The following is a 17321-nucleotide window of genomic DNA, read 5'->3' on the forward strand; positions in this document are numbered from 1 at the left end:
TCCCCCGTTTTGTCGGCTTTTTGTCGGCATTTTCTCGGCTTTTTATCGGTGTTTTTTTGGACATACAAAAAGAGCAAACCACTCAGGCTTGCTCTTTTACATCAATCCCACCATTTTGTAGAGACACTTGTTGCAGGGTTTGTTAGTTTCTCCAGGTGTAATTCTGCTTTTTTATTATCTCCATCAACAAAACTACGTACATTGAATACTACTTCGTATGTTCCTTTTTGGTTAGCTAAATTAAAGCGAGAGACTGTATCATTGATAACTGGATCTTCTTCTACAAGCTTATACTGCCATGCGAATCCAGGGCCAATATATGGCTGAGAAATCTGAATTCCAAGGTCTCCTCCACCAGAATAGAATGTTTTTGAACGAGTTTTAAATGTTGAAGAACCTAAGTAATCCCACTCTCCGGCTCCTAGAAGAGAAAATAAGCTTATGTCATCTGATATTTTTCTGATCTTAGGCTGCACGCTAGATTCATCGTTAACCCCATCTTCTGGACCATCTTTTGCTACAACTGGATCAATCACATCAGATCGTCCATCTTCCGAACCAATTTCATCTCCAATAGGATCAATTTTATACTCTTCCGCTTTAACCGTGTTAACACCGATCCCAGACATAAAAAACCCTGCAACAATAGCACTTACAAAGAATATTTTTTTCACTTTCCCTTATCCCCCACACAAGTTATTTTATTTTTTCAATCGATTTAACAGGTACTTCTGACGGATTAAAATACAGGTCAATCCTTTGAACAGTCACAAACACGACAGAAAAAATCACTGAACAAACCAACGTTAGTAAGAGTATTTTCCACACTTTTAAGTCTTTCATCATCTCTCCCTCTTTTCTTATTGGTAATATTCTACCTATTCCAATAATAAACTTAATAGGTAATAAGTACAAGTGGGGATAAGGGATTTTTTGTTAAAAACTTTTGAACATGAAATTCAAAAAAATAAACAGCACGATTATCGTCACAACAATAAAGGCTTCTCTTGTGAAGTTTTTATCATCTTCTTTTTGCTGTTTCTTTCTCTTAATCTCTTCTCTATATTTTCTTTGAACCTCTTTCTTTTTATCATCCATTATCTAAACTCCTCTGAGTCCTTTTTCTTTTTATCACTTGCACCCCTCCTTTCAGTTATTGCAATTTTATCGTGCAACCAATAAGTGCACCAGTGAAAAAAGCCTTGACTATAAAGCCTTCTCGCTTGGCTGAGACTCTAAAGATGAATTTAATTTAACGGACAAAAAGACAGCCCTCAGATTATTCCGAGCGCTGTCGCGATATTGTAGATGGCCTGTCTTTTCACCTGATAAAACTTATCTCTTTTGAGGCCGAGCTCAGTCATAATTTCTAAATCCTTTATTTTTCTTGGAGACAAATATTTCTTTTCAAGAATACTGCGCTCATCTTGGTCAAGGCAGTTCTCTAGCGCCCTATCCATCTGCTTGACCTTCAGCTCATTATAATCAGTGTTTTTTCGTAACTGCGGAAACAGCCCGATGATTCCCTTTTCCTTTTGCTCTTGTCTATTTTCCGCTTGGGTTTTTAATGATCTATACGTTTTGAGCTCTTTAATGACGATGTTACGTACTTCTTTTTCATTTACTTCTGGAATGAATGACAATTGTTTGACTGCTTGCACTCTGTTCCCTCCTTAAAGTAATAGAGCGGGCGTCAAACACCCAGCCTTATGCCGAATGTCTGATGTCCGCAATTGCTCATTTTATTTGGTAACGAAATTGAATCACTTGACGTAAAATTTCGCTGATTCAAATGTTCCGATATAGTTCCGTTTGCCGGAATCAGAATAGCAGTCCAGCTGAATGACATAGGTTCCTTTCCCGGTCTTATTCCGGATCGATTTCACATTGAATGATTTCAGAGGCGTTGCCGTTTTGAAGCTGCCCCGCTGAACCAAATTTGTATCAGTCAGCCCGCCGCCGCTACGCTTCTTGTACACGCCAGCCGTGTAATAAAGTGCCCTTGAGCCTTTCTTCTCGGCTTTCCAGTCCACCGTTGAGGCGCCGGCCGTGTAAGTCGTGGCATCCGTAAACACCCGGCCGCTGTACCCGGATTCATTTTGCCAACCGGACCATGCGGCGGAAGCAGACGGCGCAACGGCCGCGGCTCCCGTAAGTAATACTGCTGATAGCATGATTGATTTGAATCGTTTTTTCATGATTGTGCATCCTCCTTCATCATCTCTTCAATCTTTTTTAAATCTCGGTAAGAGATACTCGAACCGCCTTCCCAGATGATTTTTCGTTCTTGCAAGTCGAATATCTCCAAAGTGTCGTATAAAAATCTTTCAGGTGTGTTTCGTGTTTGTTCTGTCAGTTCGTCGATTGAATCAAAGTCAAATATGCTATCAGACAGGGCGCCGCTCGGGTAAAACAAATCATAGCCGAATACGATAAACCGCTTATATCTTCCGTCCATGTCTTCTCACTCCCAATTCATTCATTTTGCTTCCCCCTCCAATTCATTTTGGGCAACCGTTATAGTGAATTGCATATTCTTAATAGTTTGCTGTAAAGCCTTCTTGTATCTGCTCCTTTCCCCGCTTAGATGCTGAATGTCCTTTTGAGCCTGCCGAAATTGATTGACCGCAATGTCCTGCTGGCGCTGGTGTTCCTCAATGATAGCCCGCTGTTTGTCAGCCAGTTCAGCTTGTTCAAGAAGCCATCCTATTTCCTTTTGTGGGATGTAAGTAAGCTGTTTTAACCGTTCAACTCTCTCACTCATTTCCGTTTCCTCCCCGCAGGGAATGTCCCTGCTATTTGATTTGGAATCAAAACAAACTCATTTGATGCCATTCATTCGGTTCAGGCACTTCACTCTGACTGGCATCAGTTATCCGGAATAGTTTCTTTTGATAGGCTCCGCAATGGGCGTTTACATTGTTAAATTTTGATACGTAGAAATGACTTTCTCCTAAAGGAAAGAGGAAATACTCTTTTCCTTTTTCAAGCGGTGTAATGTCTGCGCTGAGACATTCTCCCTTCATGGCCATAAACATTCCTCCAAAAAAAGAGGGGAGTTCCCCTCCGCGTTACGGCAAGAAGCCATAATCGTAATTCAGCTTTGTGTGCTTGCTATTGGCTGTCTGTACAATGGTCTTTCCATATTCCGGTGTATCTACAAGATAGGCTGACCCGCTTGAGCCATCCAAGATGATCAGCTTCGTTTTTTGATCTTCCATTAAGTCCTTAACGGAAAGTTGATGTAAATTTTCAATTTTTTCAGGTCTGTTCATATTGCAGCACTCCCCGTGTTATAATTAATTGTCGAGATTAACTAAAACCGGGGCCTTGTGCTGCGGTTTTTTTATGTTATACGGGCACCGCGTTTGTATTTCAGTTCAGACAATTCCCGAAACCATTCTTCATCCCCCATAAATAAGGAAAAATCAATCATTGTATCAAGGTCTTCGGCATGCAGCGTGTCATCCATCTTCTTCACTACCCGGCTTGAAGCATTTATTATTTCTCCATCTACAAGGCGGATAACAACTGAGTTCCTTCTGATTTCCTCTACATATCCCGTTACGACGATCCCGTTCCCCTTTGCTCTTACCCAATCACCTTCAAATATCTCAATCATCGCCTTCTCCTACTTTCTTTTTAATGCCGAGAACGACATTGCCTGACTTCTGTTCAAAATCTGTAACGTATGTCACTTCTACTTCAATTGAGCGGCCAGTGTATCCGTCCTGCCATTCATTTAGAGAGAGGGTATCCCCTTCCTTAAATCCTCTATCATCGTGCCTTATTTCAAAAGTTTTTCGGCCATCCTTCAGCGCTTTAAAATATTCCGGTAAGATTTTCAGATGATGTCTTACGCTCATATATCATCACCGTCCTCATTATCTGCTTCTTCCCAAGCCGTCTTGAAAGCAGTTTCTAAAAACCATAGTTGTTTTTCTAATTGCTCATCTGTCATCGCGGAAAGATCAGGACCATGGCCAGGAACCATGCGGAAATCACTCAATTTTTCTAAGAGCTTTTTTCTCTTCTCTGTCATCTTCTTACCCTCCATCCATTCCGGATCCGGCTCACCAGCTCGTATTTCTTTAAAGGTTCATAGAGGTGGACAGCTTGTCCATCCTCTATGCGAAACAGCAGATACCAACGCGGCTGCTTTTTCCTTCTCCCCATTTATGCCGCTCCGTGTTCGTCCTCGTCCTTATTCTCATCCTCTTTTTCATCCTCGGTTGACGGCTCGGGTTTATCAGCTTCATCAAGAGGAACACGCGGCGCCTGCTTTTCCATCGGCTCTGCCTCCGCTTCCTGATCCTGCTTCCAGTCCCACCAAGCTTGAGCATACGGAGCAACTTCTTTTCTGTACTCGTTGATAAGGTCTATAAGGCCCTCTGCAGACATTACATAATCATTCGCAATCTTCCGGTATGATTCACCCTCTATGCGCCGCTTAGCCATTTCAGTAATGTATACAGGGAATCCATCAAGGATCGGGGCCATATCTTCAGTAATGAAGGAGTCAACAACCTTTCTCTCGATTTCCTCTGTTACTTCTTCGATTTTTGGCTTCTCTTTAGGAAGCCCGAGGTTTGCCTCAAGTTGTTCTGGTTCCGGATCTGCTACCTTTACAATTCCATCAGAGCCAACTGTGTAATTAATAATCGGGCGATCGGTGAGCGCGTTGACTTGTACATTAAACTGTACAACCTCGCTCTCCAGTTGCGCCTGAACGTCCTTATCAATCATCTCGGCTAAATTTTGAATGCCGCTTCCTACCTCTTTAGTTGGGACCTCCAGAACGACCTCGGTAATTCCTTTGGGTTTGTGGTTCACCTTTTTTACGATTCCTTTGAAGTCAACGAAAGACATAATTGTTCCTCCTCTTGTGATAGTGGTTTTACTAGAATTTCGATTCTTGGGTTTTGGCTGTAATACTTACTGACATGGAGGTCTACAATTTGACTGTCATCATGCCAGAGGACTTTATTTAAGCCGTCTTTAATGCCCTTTATATAATTGTCCACATCAGGCTTTTTGCTGGGTCTTAGTAATCCTTGTTCAGCTTCAGCCGCTTTTTTCTTACTGAAACTCTTCAAGGTAGATTTATAGACCTTGACTCTTAACTCAAGCGGGCCCGTCAGCAAGGAACTTGGCCGATGATCTGAGGCGGCAAGTTTAACGTATTGCTTAAAATCCCTTGATTTCTTTGGATCATATAACCTGGTCATGCCGTTTCTTGTGGCTGCCCTGGGGCGCCCCTGTGCAACTGGCTCCCCATAAATAGTAAATTGGATCATGCTGTTACCTCCCGTCATCCTGAATCCACTGCTGTATGATCATTTCCTGCTGTTCGCCTTCCTTTACCACGTAAATGAGTGCCAGGACGGTGTACATCAGCAGGATTCCTCCTCTTCGGATAGCTTGCGGCCAAACTGGCATTTTACTTGAATTGTGAGGTTCTCCAGATCGAATAGCGTCAAATGGCTCAAGTCCGCTCCTTTTTCAATGGAATAGCCATACCGAATCAATTCATTGATTAGAAATTCTCTCCGCTTCTCCACTTCATTATTTGGCATAAAACCGCTCCTTTTTAACCCACAAGGGCTTCCATTTGTCTATCAAGGTTTAAGAATCGTCCGTACTCTTTAATAAAGGCAGCCATGACAGTGCCGACGGATCCGTTTCTTTGTTTTGCAAAAATGATTTCCACTACGTTTTTCAGATCGCTTTGTTTATCGTAATAGTCATCCCTGTAGAGAAAACTAACGATATCGGCATCCTGCTCAATGCTGCCTGAATCTCGAAGGTCAGACATCATCGGCCGCTTATCTTGCCGCTGCTCAACGCCGCGAGAAAGTTGAGAAAGAAGAATGATTGGCACATTGAAGGTCCGGGCTATGTTCTTCAATTCGCCCGTTATGCTTGCGACCTCTAAGTTTTTCGTTTCAAATTTGCCGATAGGTCGGATTAATTGAAGATAATCAATCACAACCAAATGTTTTTTGTCCGGGTGGTCCTTTTTGGTCTTCCGAATGGCAGAACGAATATCAGCCACTGACTGTGACGGTTTATCATGAATATAGATGTCTAATTTTTCATATTCACCAATGGCCCGATTTGCATTTTCATAGTCTTTTTCACTGAAATACTTGTGCGGGTTTCTCCATTTTGTACCCTCGATTGAACCTAAATTGCTGAGCATCCGGTTAACGAGTTGACGGTCGGACATCTCCAAAGAAAAAACATCGACAACCCCACCTTTTAGCGCTGCATTCTGCGCCAAACTTAGAGCGAAAGCAGTCTTTCCCATAGAAGGCCGGGCAGCTACGATAATTAAATCACTGTCCTGCCAGCCGCCAGTCATAGCATCTAAATCGGCCAAACCGGATTCCACACCTGTTATTTCTCCTTTTTCTTGATACATGTCTTCGTAAATCTCGGTTAAAACATCCATCTTAGTTCGTTTATTTGTAACACCGATCTCCTGCAGCTCCACGGTCTTCTGATAAACCTGCAAAATTCCCTCATCGCTTGGATTATTTGCAAAATCAAGAGCGGCCTTTTGCATATCACGCAGTTTAAAAGCTTCGTAGATTAATGTCTGATAGGTCTCGAAGTTAATAACAGATGGAACAGCACTGGCTAAATCGACAAGATAGCCGGTGCCGCCGATCGCTTCGACAGTTTCTCCTAACTCTGTAACCACCGTCACGATTTCAACAGGCTGGCCAGAGGAATCTACATCTCGCATAGCCTTAAAAATCCGTTTATGCCGCTCATCTGCGAAGTGTTTCGGCTCCAAGGTGGTTTCCTTAATCAATTCATTTTCAACAAGGATACAGCCCAACAGGCTCTCTTCTGCTTCAAGGTTTTTTAGCATGTTTTGCATTCCGTTCCCACTCTTTCTGTTGCTCTAAAAACTCATTTTTCTCTGGTTGTTTGACTTTAATTTCTGAGATAGTCGGAGGAAATGGTTTATTAGAAATATGCTCATTGACTTTGTCATAAACAGGTTTGAACGGCATTTCAGTCAGATGCTCCATCCATAATCCAATCCGCTCCATACCCACATCCCCTGTTAAATCAAAGCGGGTATACGCGGCGGAGAGCCGCCTTAGAATTTTCATTGCTTCTTCTTTTTTCAATATGATCACCCCATCGAAATGCCGTTTTCTTTGGCATATGCTTCAAGTGCGGCAAAACTCTCCTCTTGTTTTGATCCGCGCGGCCGGAACTCCGAAACGTTTGTTTTTGGAGGTGGATTCTGTTTAGCGTGCCACCTGTCTAAAATACCTTGCTCACAGTAAGTAAAGGATTTGATACCATCCGCTCGATGCTTAGGAACGTAACGATCAAATATTTCATCTATCCAAGTCAGGACGTCCCCAATTGGAATTTGTTGATCAAGGATTCTGTTTATGGCAGCCACATCATATGGGGTTGTAAACATGCCGCCCTTTCGGGACAGGTACTTTTCCTCGATTTTTTGGAAAGGAGACAGTTTCTCATCAATTGGTTGGGATATTTGCCGCCTTTCTGAAAAGCTCTCTTCATTTACGATTCTTTCAGAGCCTTGAAATTTCGAATAGTTCACAATGGTCCAGAGCATTCCGTATTCCGTTTCCTCTGCAGCAATCATGCCTTTTGCTTGAAGCCTTTCAGCTGCAGCCTTAATTGCCGCTCTCGTAAATCTGGTTAACCCTCGTCCCTTTTTTACTGCTAAATCATCACATAGTTTTGAATACGAGCGGATATATTGTCCTTTCTTCAATTCATAATCATTTATTTTCATACCGTCCTGATAAGCTGCTTTAGCCATTAAGAAGGTAAATAGCCTAAAGCCCACATTATCTGTAAAGATCTCATGATCGACGACTGACTTGTATAATTTCACCCAGCCTGACAAGAGCCTTCCTCCTCTCCAAAGAGTTTATTTTCTTCGACAAAGAGCGTAAGTGCCTTTAATAGCCACATATTCAAGGCTCGGCTCATACTTGCTCATGAATGTCTTAATATAATTCTCAAGCACAGCTTTTCTCATATGCGGAGCAGAAGTCTGTGCCAAAAACACATAGCAATAAGGATACGTAGTTTTAATCAGTTCACTCACGGGATATAGACAACCTTTCCTGTCAATTTCATGATGTCTTCTTTAAAGATCTTTTCGTCGCTGTTTGATTCTGAAAGATGAAGCAGCCATATCTCCTGTACTTTGCTTAAATCATTGGCCATTAAAAATTTCTTGACGTTTTCTAAACTAAAATGAGATTGTAAAAGGCGCTTTTTCATGGCGGGAGCGGTAATGCCGCTCTCAATATTTTCATTCAATATCTCCTCTGAGTAATTGCATTCCACCATGATATGAGTGAGACCAGGGAACCTATAGCGTATGTAATAGGTATCAGTGGCGAAAAGCAGTTTATCCCCGGCGTCATTCGCCAATAGGAAGCCATACGGCTCCGCTACATCGTGCTGCACGTCAAAGGGCATAATAGACCAGGAACCAACCTTAAACGGCTGTTTTACGGGCACAGGCTTAATTCTGTTATGAGTGAGGCCAATTGCTCCGGCCGTCCCAGGAGACATATAACAATCAATGCCGGCGTTCAGAACATCCTTAATAGCTTTGCAGTGGTCCCCATGTTCATGAGAGACAAGGCAGCCAGCGAATTGAGACATTCTAAACTGAAAGCCTTTTTGCATCTGTTTAAAGCTGATGCCGCATTCCAAAAGAAGCGGGGTCTTACCATCGGTAACCCGATAGCAATTCCCCTTACTGCTTGATGACAGGGCTGTAATTTCAATCAAAAGTCTGGTCCGTTCTCAAAAGCAGAGGGTTTGTTCTCTGGAGCTTCAGTCTTTGCTTCTACCGCCGGTTCTTCCCTAAGCTCGTCCCCGGATTGAGTCTCTGAAACTTCTTCATATTGCATGTCCAAAACCTCAGAATTTGCGTTCTCCTCAATCTCGGCCTTTGTGGCTTCCTCAATTGCTGTATCATCTGATTTTTGAATAGTATTCATCAGAAGGCTTTCATCGTCTGAGCTATTTAAAAACCGTTTGCAGGCCCGATTTATTACGGTCTTCTTTGCCATCTCCTGCTTATAGTCATCATGTGTCGATCCTTTCTTCTCTGCGGTTTGATCTTTTCCCCAAAATTGCGCTTTACTCCATGCTTTTCTGATTTCATCAATTGTCATGAGTTCTATATAGTCAGTATCATTTTCAAATTCAAGTACACAATAAGCACCCATGATCTTATCTTTATTGATATTTCCAAATTTGGTTTTATGTTTGAAATTTGTAATTTTCGCTTTTTCGATCTCATACTCAACGTCATCACCTTCATAGATGACTTGAGCATTTATCTCTTTAACCTTAGCCACTCTTTTTGTTACAGCCATTGTTCCCATATACGAACGTTGAAAAGTCAGTGTATTCCCATAAGCGATAAAGTATCCTTGCTTCTTCATCGGGTTAAGACCCTGCACAACCATGTCTAGCAGTGCATTAGCAACGCTCTCCTTTGTACAAACATCGAGTACAGGTCGGTTCCCATCTTGTTTACCGGTTTTCGTGTTCTGTAGCATGAGATATGCCGATTTCAAGGCGTTATCCGGTGAATATGAAGGGGGGAAATGAATCTCCCCATTTTCCTGAAACGTCTGAACTTTTGCAGCTACTTGATCGACCACAGTGCTCTTCTTCGTTGTATTTGCTACTTGTTGATTACTCATTTGAATCCTCCTCATCCTCGTACACAAATTTCACCTGTTTTCCCTTATGCTCAATTAGAAAATTTTTAAGCAGTTCAGCAAAGTCGGAGGGTCCGACTAAATCTCTTTCTAAAATCGCATCTTCTGGACATTCAGAAAGCGGACCCACATGCATAATCTCTTCCGAATTTATACGCAAGGTTTCACGGCGTTGATCTTCCCAACCTTTCCCCGTAACTACTGTTACTGTGACAATTTCACTCATGCACTTACCTCACAATCCACTGGAATGAGCGTACTATCTTCTAATTCAATCCGCAGCTGCTTGTCTTTTTCAGAGACAATCAGACTGAGAATCTGTGAATTTGTATCGATCAATTTAGTCACCGCTTCAGAGTTATCTACGAAGATTGGAGCAGAAATGCCGTAATGCTCATTAAGGGTATTAATGATGTCCAGTCCAACATTTATTCGGGCGGCGTTGTTCAAGCCGGAAGAGTACGGAATGCCTTCATATAGCGTTTCGCACGTCTCTTCAAGACCTCCATTGATCTGACTCTTAAAGAGCTTAAAGCGGGCAAATTTGAATTTGTTGTTTATTTTTTCTTCCAGGAGATCTACCTTTGTACGAACAAATTCCTCAGTCAAATAGAGTTGATGCTGAAGCCCTTCATACTCCTCGGCTAAGCCCTTCTGTTCCTCTTCAAGCTGCATGATCCGCTTGTTCACTTTTTTAGAATGCGAAATTTTCGCCAAATCTTTTTGAAGCAGCAGCATCTCCTGTTTTTTGCCGTTAATATCATCTTTGATCAATTGAATTGCTTCGTTCTTTGATGACTCCAATTGCTCAATCTGTTTACGGATGCTATCAATTTCTGATTGTTTGTTTTTGTAAGCATCATCCGTGGTGATATCTGACATGTTGCTCTCGGCCGCCTTGATTTCAGTATCAAGTTGTGACCATTCCTCACTTTTGCTCTCATAATCCTTCTGCAGTTTTTGAGCGGATGACTCTATTTCTGCAATTATGTCTTCTGATCTCTTCAGCTCTTCGCTACGCGATTTACCCCGCTCATTAATTTTTTCTAATTCACTGCTTTTGTGAGAATTGAAATTCTCTTTCGCTTGTTCAACCTGTTCCGGCGGTAATGCCTGGCCGCATGTAGGGCATTCAGTTTGATGCTGATCAAACGTTTCCTCATTCTTATCGAGCCAATTCTGGCGCAGCGACTGGATTTCCGCAGTTAATCTTTCCTGGTTGTCTTTTTCAAGCGACAGCTGACGGGTATTCGATTTAATCTCCAGAGAAATTTCCTCCAGCTTATTTTTTACTGAGAACAGTTTTTCTTTCAGTGCCCTGATATTGCTGTATTCTTTCTCCTGATGAGCATTTTTCATTTCCTGAAGCTCGTTCTCTATATGCAGGATGGCATTTCTTTTTTCCGATACCGCCTCTCCATTTCGAGCGGATTGCAGCTGATCATCCAACAAATCGATATCATTTTGGAGACAATTGATTTCGTCGTTTAATTCCTGTTCATTTAGGTCAGATATATCCTCGACCGACCGGAGCGCTTCATCAATCCTGACAGGAATCGCCTTCAACTCTTTATTTATCTTCGCTTGTTTGGCCGAGATTACTTTTCTGTGATCCTCAATTGATCGTTTGTTTAAGATGCTCTCTAAAGCCTTTACGGATGGATTCGCTTTAAAAACTTCTTCTTGCGTAATGTCACCGCAAATTTCAAGGAGAATCTTTCGTCTGTCCTGCCATTTCATTTGTTCATTGAAAAATGATGGAGAAGTGACAAGGCGGAAAATATCTTCCGAAATGATCCCATTTACACGATCATTGAACTCTTTTTTCTTTGCCGGCACACCATCAATAAAATAATCTGTGGTATGGCCAGAAAATACAGCCTGACTGCTGCCGCGCTTTCTCGTCCATTTCTCGGAATAAACTTTTTTAAGAGTGAGATGACTACCGTCAACAACGAAAACTCCTGTTACCTCATGATTCAATCCGGATACCGGTTCATTTTCTTTTGTCAGTGTCTTAATTTGAAAATCCTTTTTGTTTTGACTGTCTTTGTCAAACAGCAGCCAGATGAAGGCATCAAATAGGGTTGTTTTACCAGTGGCATTATCTCCGTACACCTTGGCATTCTCACCTTGAGTATCAAGGGTGAATTGCTTAACACCCTTGAAATTCAGCAGTTCCAACTTCAATAGCTTCATTTCCTTTTTCATTTGTTGCCGCCTCCTTCAGCTCTTTGTTTAAGAGCGCGATATTCCTCACGAGCGGCGGCAGTAGGAAAACGAAAAGCCGCATTCCCTTGAATATCAAAAGAGATAGATCCCCCGGCAGATGCCAGATTGACCTGATCGCGATAATTCTCGCTAAATGGCTCAGTGTAAAAAACTTCGTTCATTTGTCAAAGACCTCCAATATTTGATTTTTGGAAGGTGATAAAGTAAACTTGGTAGTACCAAAGATTGCAACACCTTCCGAAGCTCACTCTGCACAGTGAGCTTTTTTAATGCTTAAAATTTGTGTTTTGCCAGTGATGCTGAAATGTCATCAGATATTTTGTTCAATGTATTCTGCAGAACGTTAATATCTTTACTCTCTGCCAATAAGGATGCCATTGTCTTCACAATCGACATATCTGCACGGAGCTCGCCGATAATTTTTGTTGCCGCGACTAAGTCCTCCACAGCGTCAAACGTATTACCCAATTTACTCACACTCCTTTCTGATGCTTGCACGCATCGTCAGACCAGAGAAAGAGACAAAGTCAAGGGGGTTGTGGGATAGCGCCTCTCCCCCTGGCCTGACGACAAGAACAAACTTGCCGTGCTCTCAAAAGAGCGGTATAATAGATACGAACATTTGTTTTATGCAGTGAGCGTGCCGGCTTGCTGCTTTTTTATTTGTTCCATTCTGATTTGACATTCTTTTCTCGCTTCAGCGTCTGCTAAGTATAATTTCGCAGGATTTTCACGTGACTCCTCAATCTTTTCTCTAACTTGGCGCCCCTTCATGACTTTGCTGACAGACAAGACAAATTTCATTTCAAACCATTCCTCTCAATTTTTTTAATGATTCCGGATACTGGACAGATACTATTTTTGATGATGCCTTCAACTTTTCCACTCGTTCGGCAGTCTGATATCGTTTGATCTGGATCAACGAACGCAACACATCTTTATGAGCCTCAAACGCTTTAGCTGTGTCTCCCGTTTTTAACGCTTCCATGATTCTTGTGTGCAATGTTTCAATACAGATCATTTCCAGTGTTATTCCACTATGATGAATGCCCGTATAGACTGGCTTTTCCATTTCGTTTTTCATTTCAACCTCCAAATAGAGTCATGATGTTTTGGATGCTTTGAGCGACTGCACTCGGATCAATGCCGCATAACGTTGCAATCATAGCCTCCTTTGCATTTGTCGCTTCCATCCATCGTACGTATGTAGGAACATCTAAAGATTTTTTGTCGTTTTCAAATTTTGATATACAGCTGCGGGATCGGTGTAGTAATTCAGCTAGATGTTCTTGAGAAAGACCCGCCCGCTCCCGTGTGCTTCGAAGTAGTGCCCCTAATTTCAACTTGTTCACCCCCCCTCAATGTTCCAAAATGGAACATGTTCTGAAACAGAACAGATTTGTGTCGGAGCATGTTGTACTCTTAGGTGGAAGAAATCTACATTTCAATAGTAAGCACGCTGTTTTCTTCCTGTTCTTTTATCCATGCATTGAGTGAATCAACCCTAAAGAAAATCTTCCTCCCCACCCTAAAATGAGGGATTTGGTTGTTTCTTACCATGCTATAAATGGTTTCTTTATGAACCCCCAAAAAAGCAGCTGTTTCTTGAGGGCTTAATGCTGTTCGTTGCAAAATTTCACACCTCACCATTAATCATTATTTTTAGGGATTAACGGTTTATTTCTCATTACGAAATCCCTTAAGCACTACTTGTTTCTAAATCAGAAACGTTTTCTGCAAAAAAATCTGTTATTTTGCATTGTAAATGGTGTGCTAAGATCGGCAATTGTTCAGCTTTAAAAGCGTATAGGCCTTGCTCATATTTCAAATAACTTGAGCCAGTTTTGAAACCTAATTTTGTCGCCATATATTGCAGAGAGATTTTTAATTCTTTACGTCTATTCTTGATGAAAATTAAATTAAGCTGCTGCATTTCTTCACTCCTTTCGTTTCTGTTTCAGAAACACTGTAATCACATAATACATTTCTAAAACAGAAATGTCAACGATTTTTGTTTACAATTTAGAAACTTTTTTTGTTTCCATATCGGAAACGTGATATCATTTGTCTTACTTGGAAAGTGGTGAAAACATTGAATATAGGTGATCGGATCGTTTTATTAAGAGAAAGAAAAGGCTGGTCCCAAAGGGAGTTGGCTCGCCGTGTAAACCTAAATTATGCTGTTATGAACCGTATAGAAAAAGGTACTCGCCCTATTACTGATTCAGAAATTATTAGTTTATCTAAAGTATTGGATGTCTCTACAGACTACCTTCTAAAAGGTGACTCCCATGACTCAAAAATAGATGAACTCTTAAATGACCCTGAAACTTTAATTGCTGGCCGTGACGGAAAAATCACCAAGGAACAAGCGAAAGAGCTTTTAGAGTATCTTCTCAAAAAAGGGTTCGATGAATAGCAGACAATCATTCTCCACTTCTTAATTCTTAACTTCTTAATTCTTCTTTTGGTAAAACATTTGTTTAGCATTTGTTTAACAAAAAGAAAATTAACTGTTAAATTAAAAATTTTCAGCCCCATGAAAACATATAATTACCAAGGCTTTGCGGTAAGCGTGTACTGTAAAATAAACTGTTCACGAATAAGTAAATTGATTGAGATATAAAGAAAATCAAAAGGGGGACAAAAATTGTTTAAGAGGTTGGGGACTTTGCTATTGATTGCTTCGCTCGTGTTACTCACAGCCTGCAAAAATAGTGAAGAGTCTTCTTCTTCATCTTCCGGGAACAAAAGCAGTGTTCCTGATAATAGCTCGTCGGAGAGTCAGGATATTTCCGAAAACGGGCCCAATGAAGTTGGAGATGTATATGAAATTGATGGTGGAACAGCAAAAGTAACGGCCATAAGCAATAAAGAAACCACAGCTAAATCCGGCCCTATGCAACTTACTGTGAAAAGAGTAATTGCAGCGGTGGCTAATGAGAAAACGCCTTTTATTGAACTTGAACTGGAAGCGAAGAATACATCTGATGGAGTAGTGAATTTCACTCCAGATAGTATAAAACTTGCTACAAGCACCGGAGTACAAGTTGAGGAACCTTCTCTTGATGAAAGCGACGACCTTCTAGGAGAGTATATTGGGAAAGTGAAAGACAGTGGATCTGTTTTTTATATCTTTCAAAATGAAGATGATATAGAAAATTTAGATTCAATTCGTCTAAGGGTTGCATCCCCAAGCGATGAGAATGCTACAGCACTAGGGGATAAAATAGATATAAAGATTAACTTAGATCATTAAAATGAGCCTGCTTTTTCAGGCTTTTCTTTTAAACAAAAAACCGAACATAGGTTTGTAGTTACTGCAGGAGGATTTATTTTGTTTCAACTATCATTACTTGAAGAAAGAATTAGATCTATTTATTCCGGTATAGGAATTACTGAGCCAGGAACTGGAGACTTAGAAAAAATCGCAGAACGATTAAAGATATTAATTTACTACAAAAATGAAAAGAGTGTAGCTGTGAAATTACTGGGGATGGCTTGTATTATCCTTGATTCACGTATGTCTAAAAAGAAGCAATGGGAAGATTTTTGCCATGAACTCTGCCATCACATTAATCATGTCGGTGTTCAATACAAGATCCCATCCCTATTTAGGGAGCTGCAGGAGAATCAGGCAAATGCTTTTATGTATCACTTCGCTGTTCCCACTTTTATGTTGAGGAATCTCGTTTTACCGGCTTCCAAACGAGAGGCAATAGCCTACATATCCAACTTATTTCAAGTTACGTATCCATTCGCAGAGATACGCCTAGATATGTATCTCCGCAAGCTATTTAGTTTTAAATATCATGCTTTCCTAACTCAAAAATATACGGAGGAGGAGATCTTATATGCCAACTATTGAAAAAAGAAATGATAAATCTTTCCGTTTAGTCGTTGATATTGGCACTAAGAGCAAACGTAAACGGAAAGTAAAAACTATAAAAATAGATGATCCAGCCTTATTGAAAACTAAAAAGAAGCTTCGCCAATATCTTGAGAGCGAATGGTATAAATTCAAAACAGAAATTGAAGCCGGCGCATATATAACACCTGGAAAAAGAACTTTTAGGATGTTTATAAAAGACTGGGAGAAAAAATATGCCCTTCAACATTTAGATGATCAGACGATTGAAACTTATGAATATATTATGGGAAAAGAAATTTTGCCATACTTTGGTGATATGTACTTAGATGAGATTAAACCAATTCATATTCTAAATTTCTTAGATGAATACCAAGAAGAAAATAACGTTTCAACATCAAGTGTTCACGCTAGATATCGGATCATAAGAGATATATTAGGAAGAGCTGCAGAATGGCATATCATAGATGAGAATCCAGCTCAAAGTGTTAAACGTCCAAAACAGAAATATAAAGAGTATGACATTTATACTGAAGAAGAAATCAAGGAGATCTTCCATTTACTCGATGAGCATGCACCGCTGAGAAACAGGGTTATGATTAAGTTCGCCTTTACCGGTGGTTTTCGGAAAGGTGAACTGTTAGCCATTGATGAATCGGATTTGTTCTTTGACACAAACGAAGTTAGAATTGATGAGTCATTACAATATACGAAAAAGAATGGATACAGATTTAAAGAACCCAAAAGTAACTCATTCCGTAAAATCACAATGCCTGCAGATGTAATGAAAGAAGCAGCGATTTTATTACGGGAAATAAAGAGAAATCGGTTGATGTTAGGGGAACTCTGGCAAGGGACAGAAAAACTTTTATTGTTTGGGGGAGACTTAGGGAAACCCCAATACCCAACATCACCTAATACCTATTGGCAAAGGTTTGTTCAAAGACATAAAATTAAGCCTGGCCGGCTACATGACATGCGTCATTCCCATGCGACCATGCTGATAAATCAAATTGGAAAAGTGCCGGGATTAAACATCAAAGCAATTTCTCAACGTCTGGGTCACGCAAATGTACAGACTACATTGAATGTCTATACTCATGCCGGCCAAGAATCGGATACGCTAGTGGCAGACGCAATCAACAAATTATTAAGAACATCTTAAAGGTAATTGCTAATTTGCCACCTCTCTGCCACCCAAATCATTTTTAGACAAAAAAAATAACAGTTCCATAACATGCGGAAACTGTTTCAGATCAACGTATTTTAGATAAGCTTCCAAGCGGGCTCGAACCGCTGACCTCTTCCTTACCATGGAAGTGCTCTACCTGCTGAGCTATGGAAGCAATGGCTCCGCAGGTAGGACTCGAACCTACGACCGATCGGTTAACAGCCGATAGCTCTACCACTGAGCTACTGCGGAATATTATAAGCTTCATAAACAAAAACATGGTAGATAAAATAAAAAA

At 40.9% G+C, this 17321-nt stretch carries 32 protein-coding genes and 2 tRNA genes; 4 read left to right on the forward strand and 30 right to left on the reverse strand.

Translation table 11 applies throughout. The features are described 5' to 3' along the window. Positions 1-101: 101 nt before the first annotated feature. The 28 genes from ACNFN4_RS21535 to ACNFN4_RS21670 form a co-directional block, all read right to left on the reverse strand. Positions 102-674, reverse strand: coding sequence for a hypothetical protein (locus tag ACNFN4_RS21535; protein ID WP_053285409.1), 573 nt, complete (start codon positions 672-674; stop codon positions 102-104). A 262-nt stretch (positions 675-936) separates the two neighbouring features. Then, positions 937-1098 carry a hypothetical protein gene (locus tag ACNFN4_RS21540; protein WP_014304372.1) on the reverse strand — a complete coding sequence of 54 codons (162 nt, stop codon included), beginning with the start codon at positions 1096-1098 and terminating at the stop codon, positions 937-939. 176 nt (positions 1099-1274) lie between these two features. Next, positions 1275-1661, reverse strand: a complete 387-nt coding sequence (locus ACNFN4_RS21545) for an ArpU family phage packaging/lysis transcriptional regulator (RefSeq protein ID WP_053285410.1) — start codon at positions 1659-1661, stop codon at positions 1275-1277. Between the two features lie 102 nt (positions 1662-1763). Beyond that, positions 1764-2198 (reverse strand): hypothetical protein, encoded by a 435-nt coding sequence (locus tag ACNFN4_RS21550; protein WP_053285411.1) that lies wholly within the window; start codon positions 2196-2198, stop codon positions 1764-1766. Next, on the reverse strand, positions 2195-2458 hold the full coding sequence (locus tag ACNFN4_RS21555) for a hypothetical protein (protein ID WP_053285412.1): 264 nt from the start codon (positions 2456-2458) through the stop codon (positions 2195-2197). The genes ACNFN4_RS21550 and ACNFN4_RS21555 overlap by 4 nt, the downstream gene beginning before the upstream one ends. Positions 2459-2479: 21 nt before the next feature. Then, on the reverse strand, positions 2480-2764 hold the full coding sequence (locus ACNFN4_RS21560) for a hypothetical protein (protein ID WP_053285413.1): 285 nt from the start codon (positions 2762-2764) through the stop codon (positions 2480-2482). A 46-nt stretch (positions 2765-2810) separates the two neighbouring features. After that, a complete protein-coding gene (locus ACNFN4_RS21565) occupies positions 2811-3032 on the reverse strand; it encodes a hypothetical protein (protein ID WP_053285414.1) in 222 nt (73 codons plus the stop codon). A 39-nt stretch (positions 3033-3071) separates the two neighbouring features. Beyond that, the gene (locus ACNFN4_RS21570) at positions 3072-3275 is read right to left on the reverse strand and encodes an XtrA/YqaO family protein (protein ID WP_053285415.1); all 204 of its coding nucleotides are present in this window, start codon (positions 3273-3275) and stop codon (positions 3072-3074) included. A gap of 71 nt (positions 3276-3346) precedes the next feature. Continuing rightward, a complete protein-coding gene (locus ACNFN4_RS21575) occupies positions 3347-3622 on the reverse strand; it encodes a hypothetical protein (protein ID WP_053285416.1) in 276 nt (91 codons plus the stop codon). Beyond that, positions 3615-3866 (reverse strand): DUF3850 domain-containing protein, encoded by a 252-nt coding sequence (locus ACNFN4_RS21580; protein WP_053285417.1) that lies wholly within the window; start codon positions 3864-3866, stop codon positions 3615-3617. The genes ACNFN4_RS21575 and ACNFN4_RS21580 overlap by 8 nt, the downstream gene beginning before the upstream one ends. Beyond that, complete coding sequence (locus tag ACNFN4_RS21585) at positions 3863-4042, reverse strand: hypothetical protein (protein WP_053285418.1); 180 nt, start codon at positions 4040-4042, stop codon at positions 3863-3865. Before ACNFN4_RS21585 ends, ACNFN4_RS21580 begins: the two co-directional genes overlap by 4 nt. A gap of 134 nt (positions 4043-4176) precedes the next feature. Further along, positions 4177-4869: a hypothetical protein gene (locus ACNFN4_RS21590; protein WP_053285419.1), complete on the reverse strand. Its 693-nt coding sequence runs from the start codon at positions 4867-4869 to the stop codon at positions 4177-4179. Continuing rightward, on the reverse strand, positions 4839-5297 hold the full coding sequence (locus ACNFN4_RS21595) for a RusA family crossover junction endodeoxyribonuclease (RefSeq protein WP_053285420.1): 459 nt from the start codon (positions 5295-5297) through the stop codon (positions 4839-4841). The genes ACNFN4_RS21590 and ACNFN4_RS21595 overlap by 31 nt, the downstream gene beginning before the upstream one ends. 96 nt (positions 5298-5393) lie before the next feature. Continuing rightward, entirely contained in the window at positions 5394-5576 is a 183-nt protein-coding gene (locus tag ACNFN4_RS21600) for a hypothetical protein (protein ID WP_053285421.1), read from the reverse strand. Between the two features lie 14 nt (positions 5577-5590). Then, complete coding sequence (gene dnaB, locus ACNFN4_RS21605; protein ID WP_053285422.1) at positions 5591-6889, reverse strand: replicative DNA helicase; 1299 nt, start codon at positions 6887-6889, stop codon at positions 5591-5593. Then, positions 6864-7145: a replicative helicase loader/inhibitor gene (locus tag ACNFN4_RS21610; protein WP_053285423.1), complete on the reverse strand. Its 282-nt coding sequence runs from the start codon at positions 7143-7145 to the stop codon at positions 6864-6866. Before ACNFN4_RS21610 ends, dnaB begins: the two co-directional genes overlap by 26 nt. 5 nt (positions 7146-7150) lie before the next feature. Continuing rightward, positions 7151-7906: a hypothetical protein gene (locus ACNFN4_RS21615; RefSeq protein WP_053285424.1), complete on the reverse strand. Its 756-nt coding sequence runs from the start codon at positions 7904-7906 to the stop codon at positions 7151-7153. 200 nt (positions 7907-8106) lie between these two features. Then, the gene (locus ACNFN4_RS21620; RefSeq protein ID WP_053285425.1) at positions 8107-8808 is read right to left on the reverse strand and encodes an MBL fold metallo-hydrolase; all 702 of its coding nucleotides are present in this window, start codon (positions 8806-8808) and stop codon (positions 8107-8109) included. Beyond that, positions 8805-9734, reverse strand: coding sequence for a recombinase RecT (locus tag ACNFN4_RS21625; protein WP_053285426.1), 930 nt, complete (start codon positions 9732-9734; stop codon positions 8805-8807). Before ACNFN4_RS21625 ends, ACNFN4_RS21620 begins: the two co-directional genes overlap by 4 nt. Next, complete coding sequence (locus ACNFN4_RS21630) at positions 9727-9978, reverse strand: hypothetical protein (protein WP_053285427.1); 252 nt, start codon at positions 9976-9978, stop codon at positions 9727-9729. Before ACNFN4_RS21630 ends, ACNFN4_RS21625 begins: the two co-directional genes overlap by 8 nt. Continuing rightward, positions 9975-11963, reverse strand: coding sequence for an AAA family ATPase (locus ACNFN4_RS21635; protein WP_053285428.1), 1989 nt, complete (start codon positions 11961-11963; stop codon positions 9975-9977). Before ACNFN4_RS21635 ends, ACNFN4_RS21630 begins: the two co-directional genes overlap by 4 nt. Continuing rightward, positions 11960-12145 carry a hypothetical protein gene (locus ACNFN4_RS21640; protein WP_053285429.1) on the reverse strand — a complete coding sequence of 62 codons (186 nt, stop codon included), beginning with the start codon at positions 12143-12145 and terminating at the stop codon, positions 11960-11962. The genes ACNFN4_RS21635 and ACNFN4_RS21640 overlap by 4 nt, the downstream gene beginning before the upstream one ends. 112 nt (positions 12146-12257) lie before the next feature. Continuing rightward, on the reverse strand, positions 12258-12452 hold the full coding sequence (locus ACNFN4_RS21645; RefSeq protein ID WP_053285430.1) for a hypothetical protein: 195 nt from the start codon (positions 12450-12452) through the stop codon (positions 12258-12260). A 159-nt stretch (positions 12453-12611) separates the two neighbouring features. Further along, positions 12612-12788 carry a hypothetical protein gene (locus tag ACNFN4_RS21650; RefSeq protein ID WP_162838276.1) on the reverse strand — a complete coding sequence of 59 codons (177 nt, stop codon included), beginning with the start codon at positions 12786-12788 and terminating at the stop codon, positions 12612-12614. A 1-nt stretch (position 12789) separates the two neighbouring features. Next, complete coding sequence (locus tag ACNFN4_RS21655) at positions 12790-13068, reverse strand: hypothetical protein (RefSeq protein ID WP_053285431.1); 279 nt, start codon at positions 13066-13068, stop codon at positions 12790-12792. A 1-nt stretch (position 13069) separates the two neighbouring features. Beyond that, positions 13070-13336: a helix-turn-helix domain-containing protein gene (locus ACNFN4_RS21660; RefSeq protein ID WP_038455948.1), complete on the reverse strand. Its 267-nt coding sequence runs from the start codon at positions 13334-13336 to the stop codon at positions 13070-13072. Between the two features lie 85 nt (positions 13337-13421). Beyond that, positions 13422-13616 carry a helix-turn-helix domain-containing protein gene (locus ACNFN4_RS21665; RefSeq protein WP_053285432.1) on the reverse strand — a complete coding sequence of 65 codons (195 nt, stop codon included), beginning with the start codon at positions 13614-13616 and terminating at the stop codon, positions 13422-13424. 67 nt (positions 13617-13683) lie between these two features. Continuing rightward, positions 13684-13917 carry a helix-turn-helix domain-containing protein gene (locus ACNFN4_RS21670; protein ID WP_053285433.1) on the reverse strand — a complete coding sequence of 78 codons (234 nt, stop codon included), beginning with the start codon at positions 13915-13917 and terminating at the stop codon, positions 13684-13686. A 159-nt stretch (positions 13918-14076) separates the two neighbouring features. On the opposite strand from ACNFN4_RS21670, the gene ACNFN4_RS21675 reads away from it, so the two are divergent. From ACNFN4_RS21675 to ACNFN4_RS21690, 4 genes are all read left to right on the forward strand, one after another. Then, positions 14077-14403, forward strand: coding sequence for a helix-turn-helix domain-containing protein (locus ACNFN4_RS21675; RefSeq protein WP_025284106.1), 327 nt, complete (start codon positions 14077-14079; stop codon positions 14401-14403). 231 nt (positions 14404-14634) lie between these two features. Further along, positions 14635-15243: a hypothetical protein gene (locus ACNFN4_RS21680; protein ID WP_053285434.1), complete on the forward strand. Its 609-nt coding sequence runs from the start codon at positions 14635-14637 to the stop codon at positions 15241-15243. A 78-nt stretch (positions 15244-15321) separates the two neighbouring features. Further along, positions 15322-15852, forward strand: a complete 531-nt coding sequence (locus ACNFN4_RS21685; RefSeq protein WP_053285435.1) for an ImmA/IrrE family metallo-endopeptidase — start codon at positions 15322-15324, stop codon at positions 15850-15852. After that, complete coding sequence (locus ACNFN4_RS21690; protein WP_053285436.1) at positions 15839-17017, forward strand: tyrosine-type recombinase/integrase; 1179 nt, start codon at positions 15839-15841, stop codon at positions 17015-17017. The genes ACNFN4_RS21685 and ACNFN4_RS21690 overlap by 14 nt, the downstream gene beginning before the upstream one ends. A gap of 108 nt (positions 17018-17125) precedes the next feature. Here the strand turns inward: ACNFN4_RS21690 and ACNFN4_RS21695 are convergent. Together ACNFN4_RS21695 and ACNFN4_RS21700 are read right to left on the reverse strand one after the other, a co-directional pair. Further along, positions 17126-17198: transfer RNA gene (locus ACNFN4_RS21695), tRNA-Thr, on the reverse strand. A gap of 2 nt (positions 17199-17200) precedes the next feature. Then, positions 17201-17275 (reverse strand) — tRNA-Asn (locus ACNFN4_RS21700). Between the last annotated feature and the right edge of the window lie 46 nt (positions 17276-17321).

The sequence above is a fragment of the Bacillus sp. N1(2025) genome (assembly GCF_053470005.1).

Coding starts and splice junctions, on each gene's coding strand:
- ACNFN4_RS21555 (WP_053285412.1), bottom strand. CDS start 2,458: ATGGACGGAAGATATAAGCGGTTTATCGTATTCGGCTATGATTTGTTT.
- ACNFN4_RS21570 (WP_053285415.1), bottom strand. CDS start 3,275: ATGAACAGACCTGAAAAAATTGAAAATTTACATCAACTTTCCGTTAAG.
- ACNFN4_RS21560 (WP_053285413.1), bottom strand. CDS start 2,764: ATGAGTGAGAGAGTTGAACGGTTAAAACAGCTTACTTACATCCCACAA.
- ACNFN4_RS21540 (WP_014304372.1), bottom strand. CDS start 1,098: ATGGATGATAAAAAGAAAGAGGTTCAAAGAAAATATAGAGAAGAGATT.
- ACNFN4_RS21575 (WP_053285416.1), bottom strand. CDS start 3,622: ATGATTGAGATATTTGAAGGTGATTGGGTAAGAGCAAAGGGGAACGGG.
- ACNFN4_RS21565 (WP_053285414.1), bottom strand. CDS start 3,032: ATGGCCATGAAGGGAGAATGTCTCAGCGCAGACATTACACCGCTTGAA.
- ACNFN4_RS21585 (WP_053285418.1), bottom strand. CDS start 4,042: ATGACAGAGAAGAGAAAAAAGCTCTTAGAAAAATTGAGTGATTTCCGC.
- ACNFN4_RS21650 (WP_162838276.1), bottom strand. CDS start 12,788: ATGAAATTTGTCTTGTCTGTCAGCAAAGTCATGAAGGGGCGCCAAGTT.
- ACNFN4_RS21630 (WP_053285427.1), bottom strand. CDS start 9,978: ATGAGTGAAATTGTCACAGTAACAGTAGTTACGGGGAAAGGTTGGGAA.
- ACNFN4_RS21550 (WP_053285411.1), bottom strand. CDS start 2,198: ATGAAAAAACGATTCAAATCAATCATGCTATCAGCAGTATTACTTACG.
- ACNFN4_RS21600 (WP_053285421.1), bottom strand. CDS start 5,576: ATGCCAAATAATGAAGTGGAGAAGCGGAGAGAATTTCTAATCAATGAA.
- ACNFN4_RS21580 (WP_053285417.1), bottom strand. CDS start 3,866: ATGAGCGTAAGACATCATCTGAAAATCTTACCGGAATATTTTAAAGCG.
- ACNFN4_RS21590 (WP_053285419.1), bottom strand. CDS start 4,869: ATGTCTTTCGTTGACTTCAAAGGAATCGTAAAAAAGGTGAACCACAAA.
- ACNFN4_RS21655 (WP_053285431.1), bottom strand. CDS start 13,068: ATGAAAAACGAAATGGAAAAGCCAGTCTATACGGGCATTCATCATAGT.
- ACNFN4_RS21690 (WP_053285436.1), top strand. CDS start 15,839: ATGCCAACTATTGAAAAAAGAAATGATAAATCTTTCCGTTTAGTCGTT.
- ACNFN4_RS21625 (WP_053285426.1), bottom strand. CDS start 9,734: ATGAGTAATCAACAAGTAGCAAATACAACGAAGAAGAGCACTGTGGTC.
- ACNFN4_RS21640 (WP_053285429.1), bottom strand. CDS start 12,145: ATGAACGAAGTTTTTTACACTGAGCCATTTAGCGAGAATTATCGCGAT.
- ACNFN4_RS21670 (WP_053285433.1), bottom strand. CDS start 13,917: ATGCAGCAGCTTAATTTAATTTTCATCAAGAATAGACGTAAAGAATTA.
- dnaB (WP_053285422.1), bottom strand. CDS start 6,889: ATGCAAAACATGCTAAAAAACCTTGAAGCAGAAGAGAGCCTGTTGGGC.
- ACNFN4_RS21635 (WP_053285428.1), bottom strand. CDS start 11,963: ATGAAAAAGGAAATGAAGCTATTGAAGTTGGAACTGCTGAATTTCAAG.
- ACNFN4_RS21595 (WP_053285420.1), bottom strand. CDS start 5,297: ATGATCCAATTTACTATTTATGGGGAGCCAGTTGCACAGGGGCGCCCC.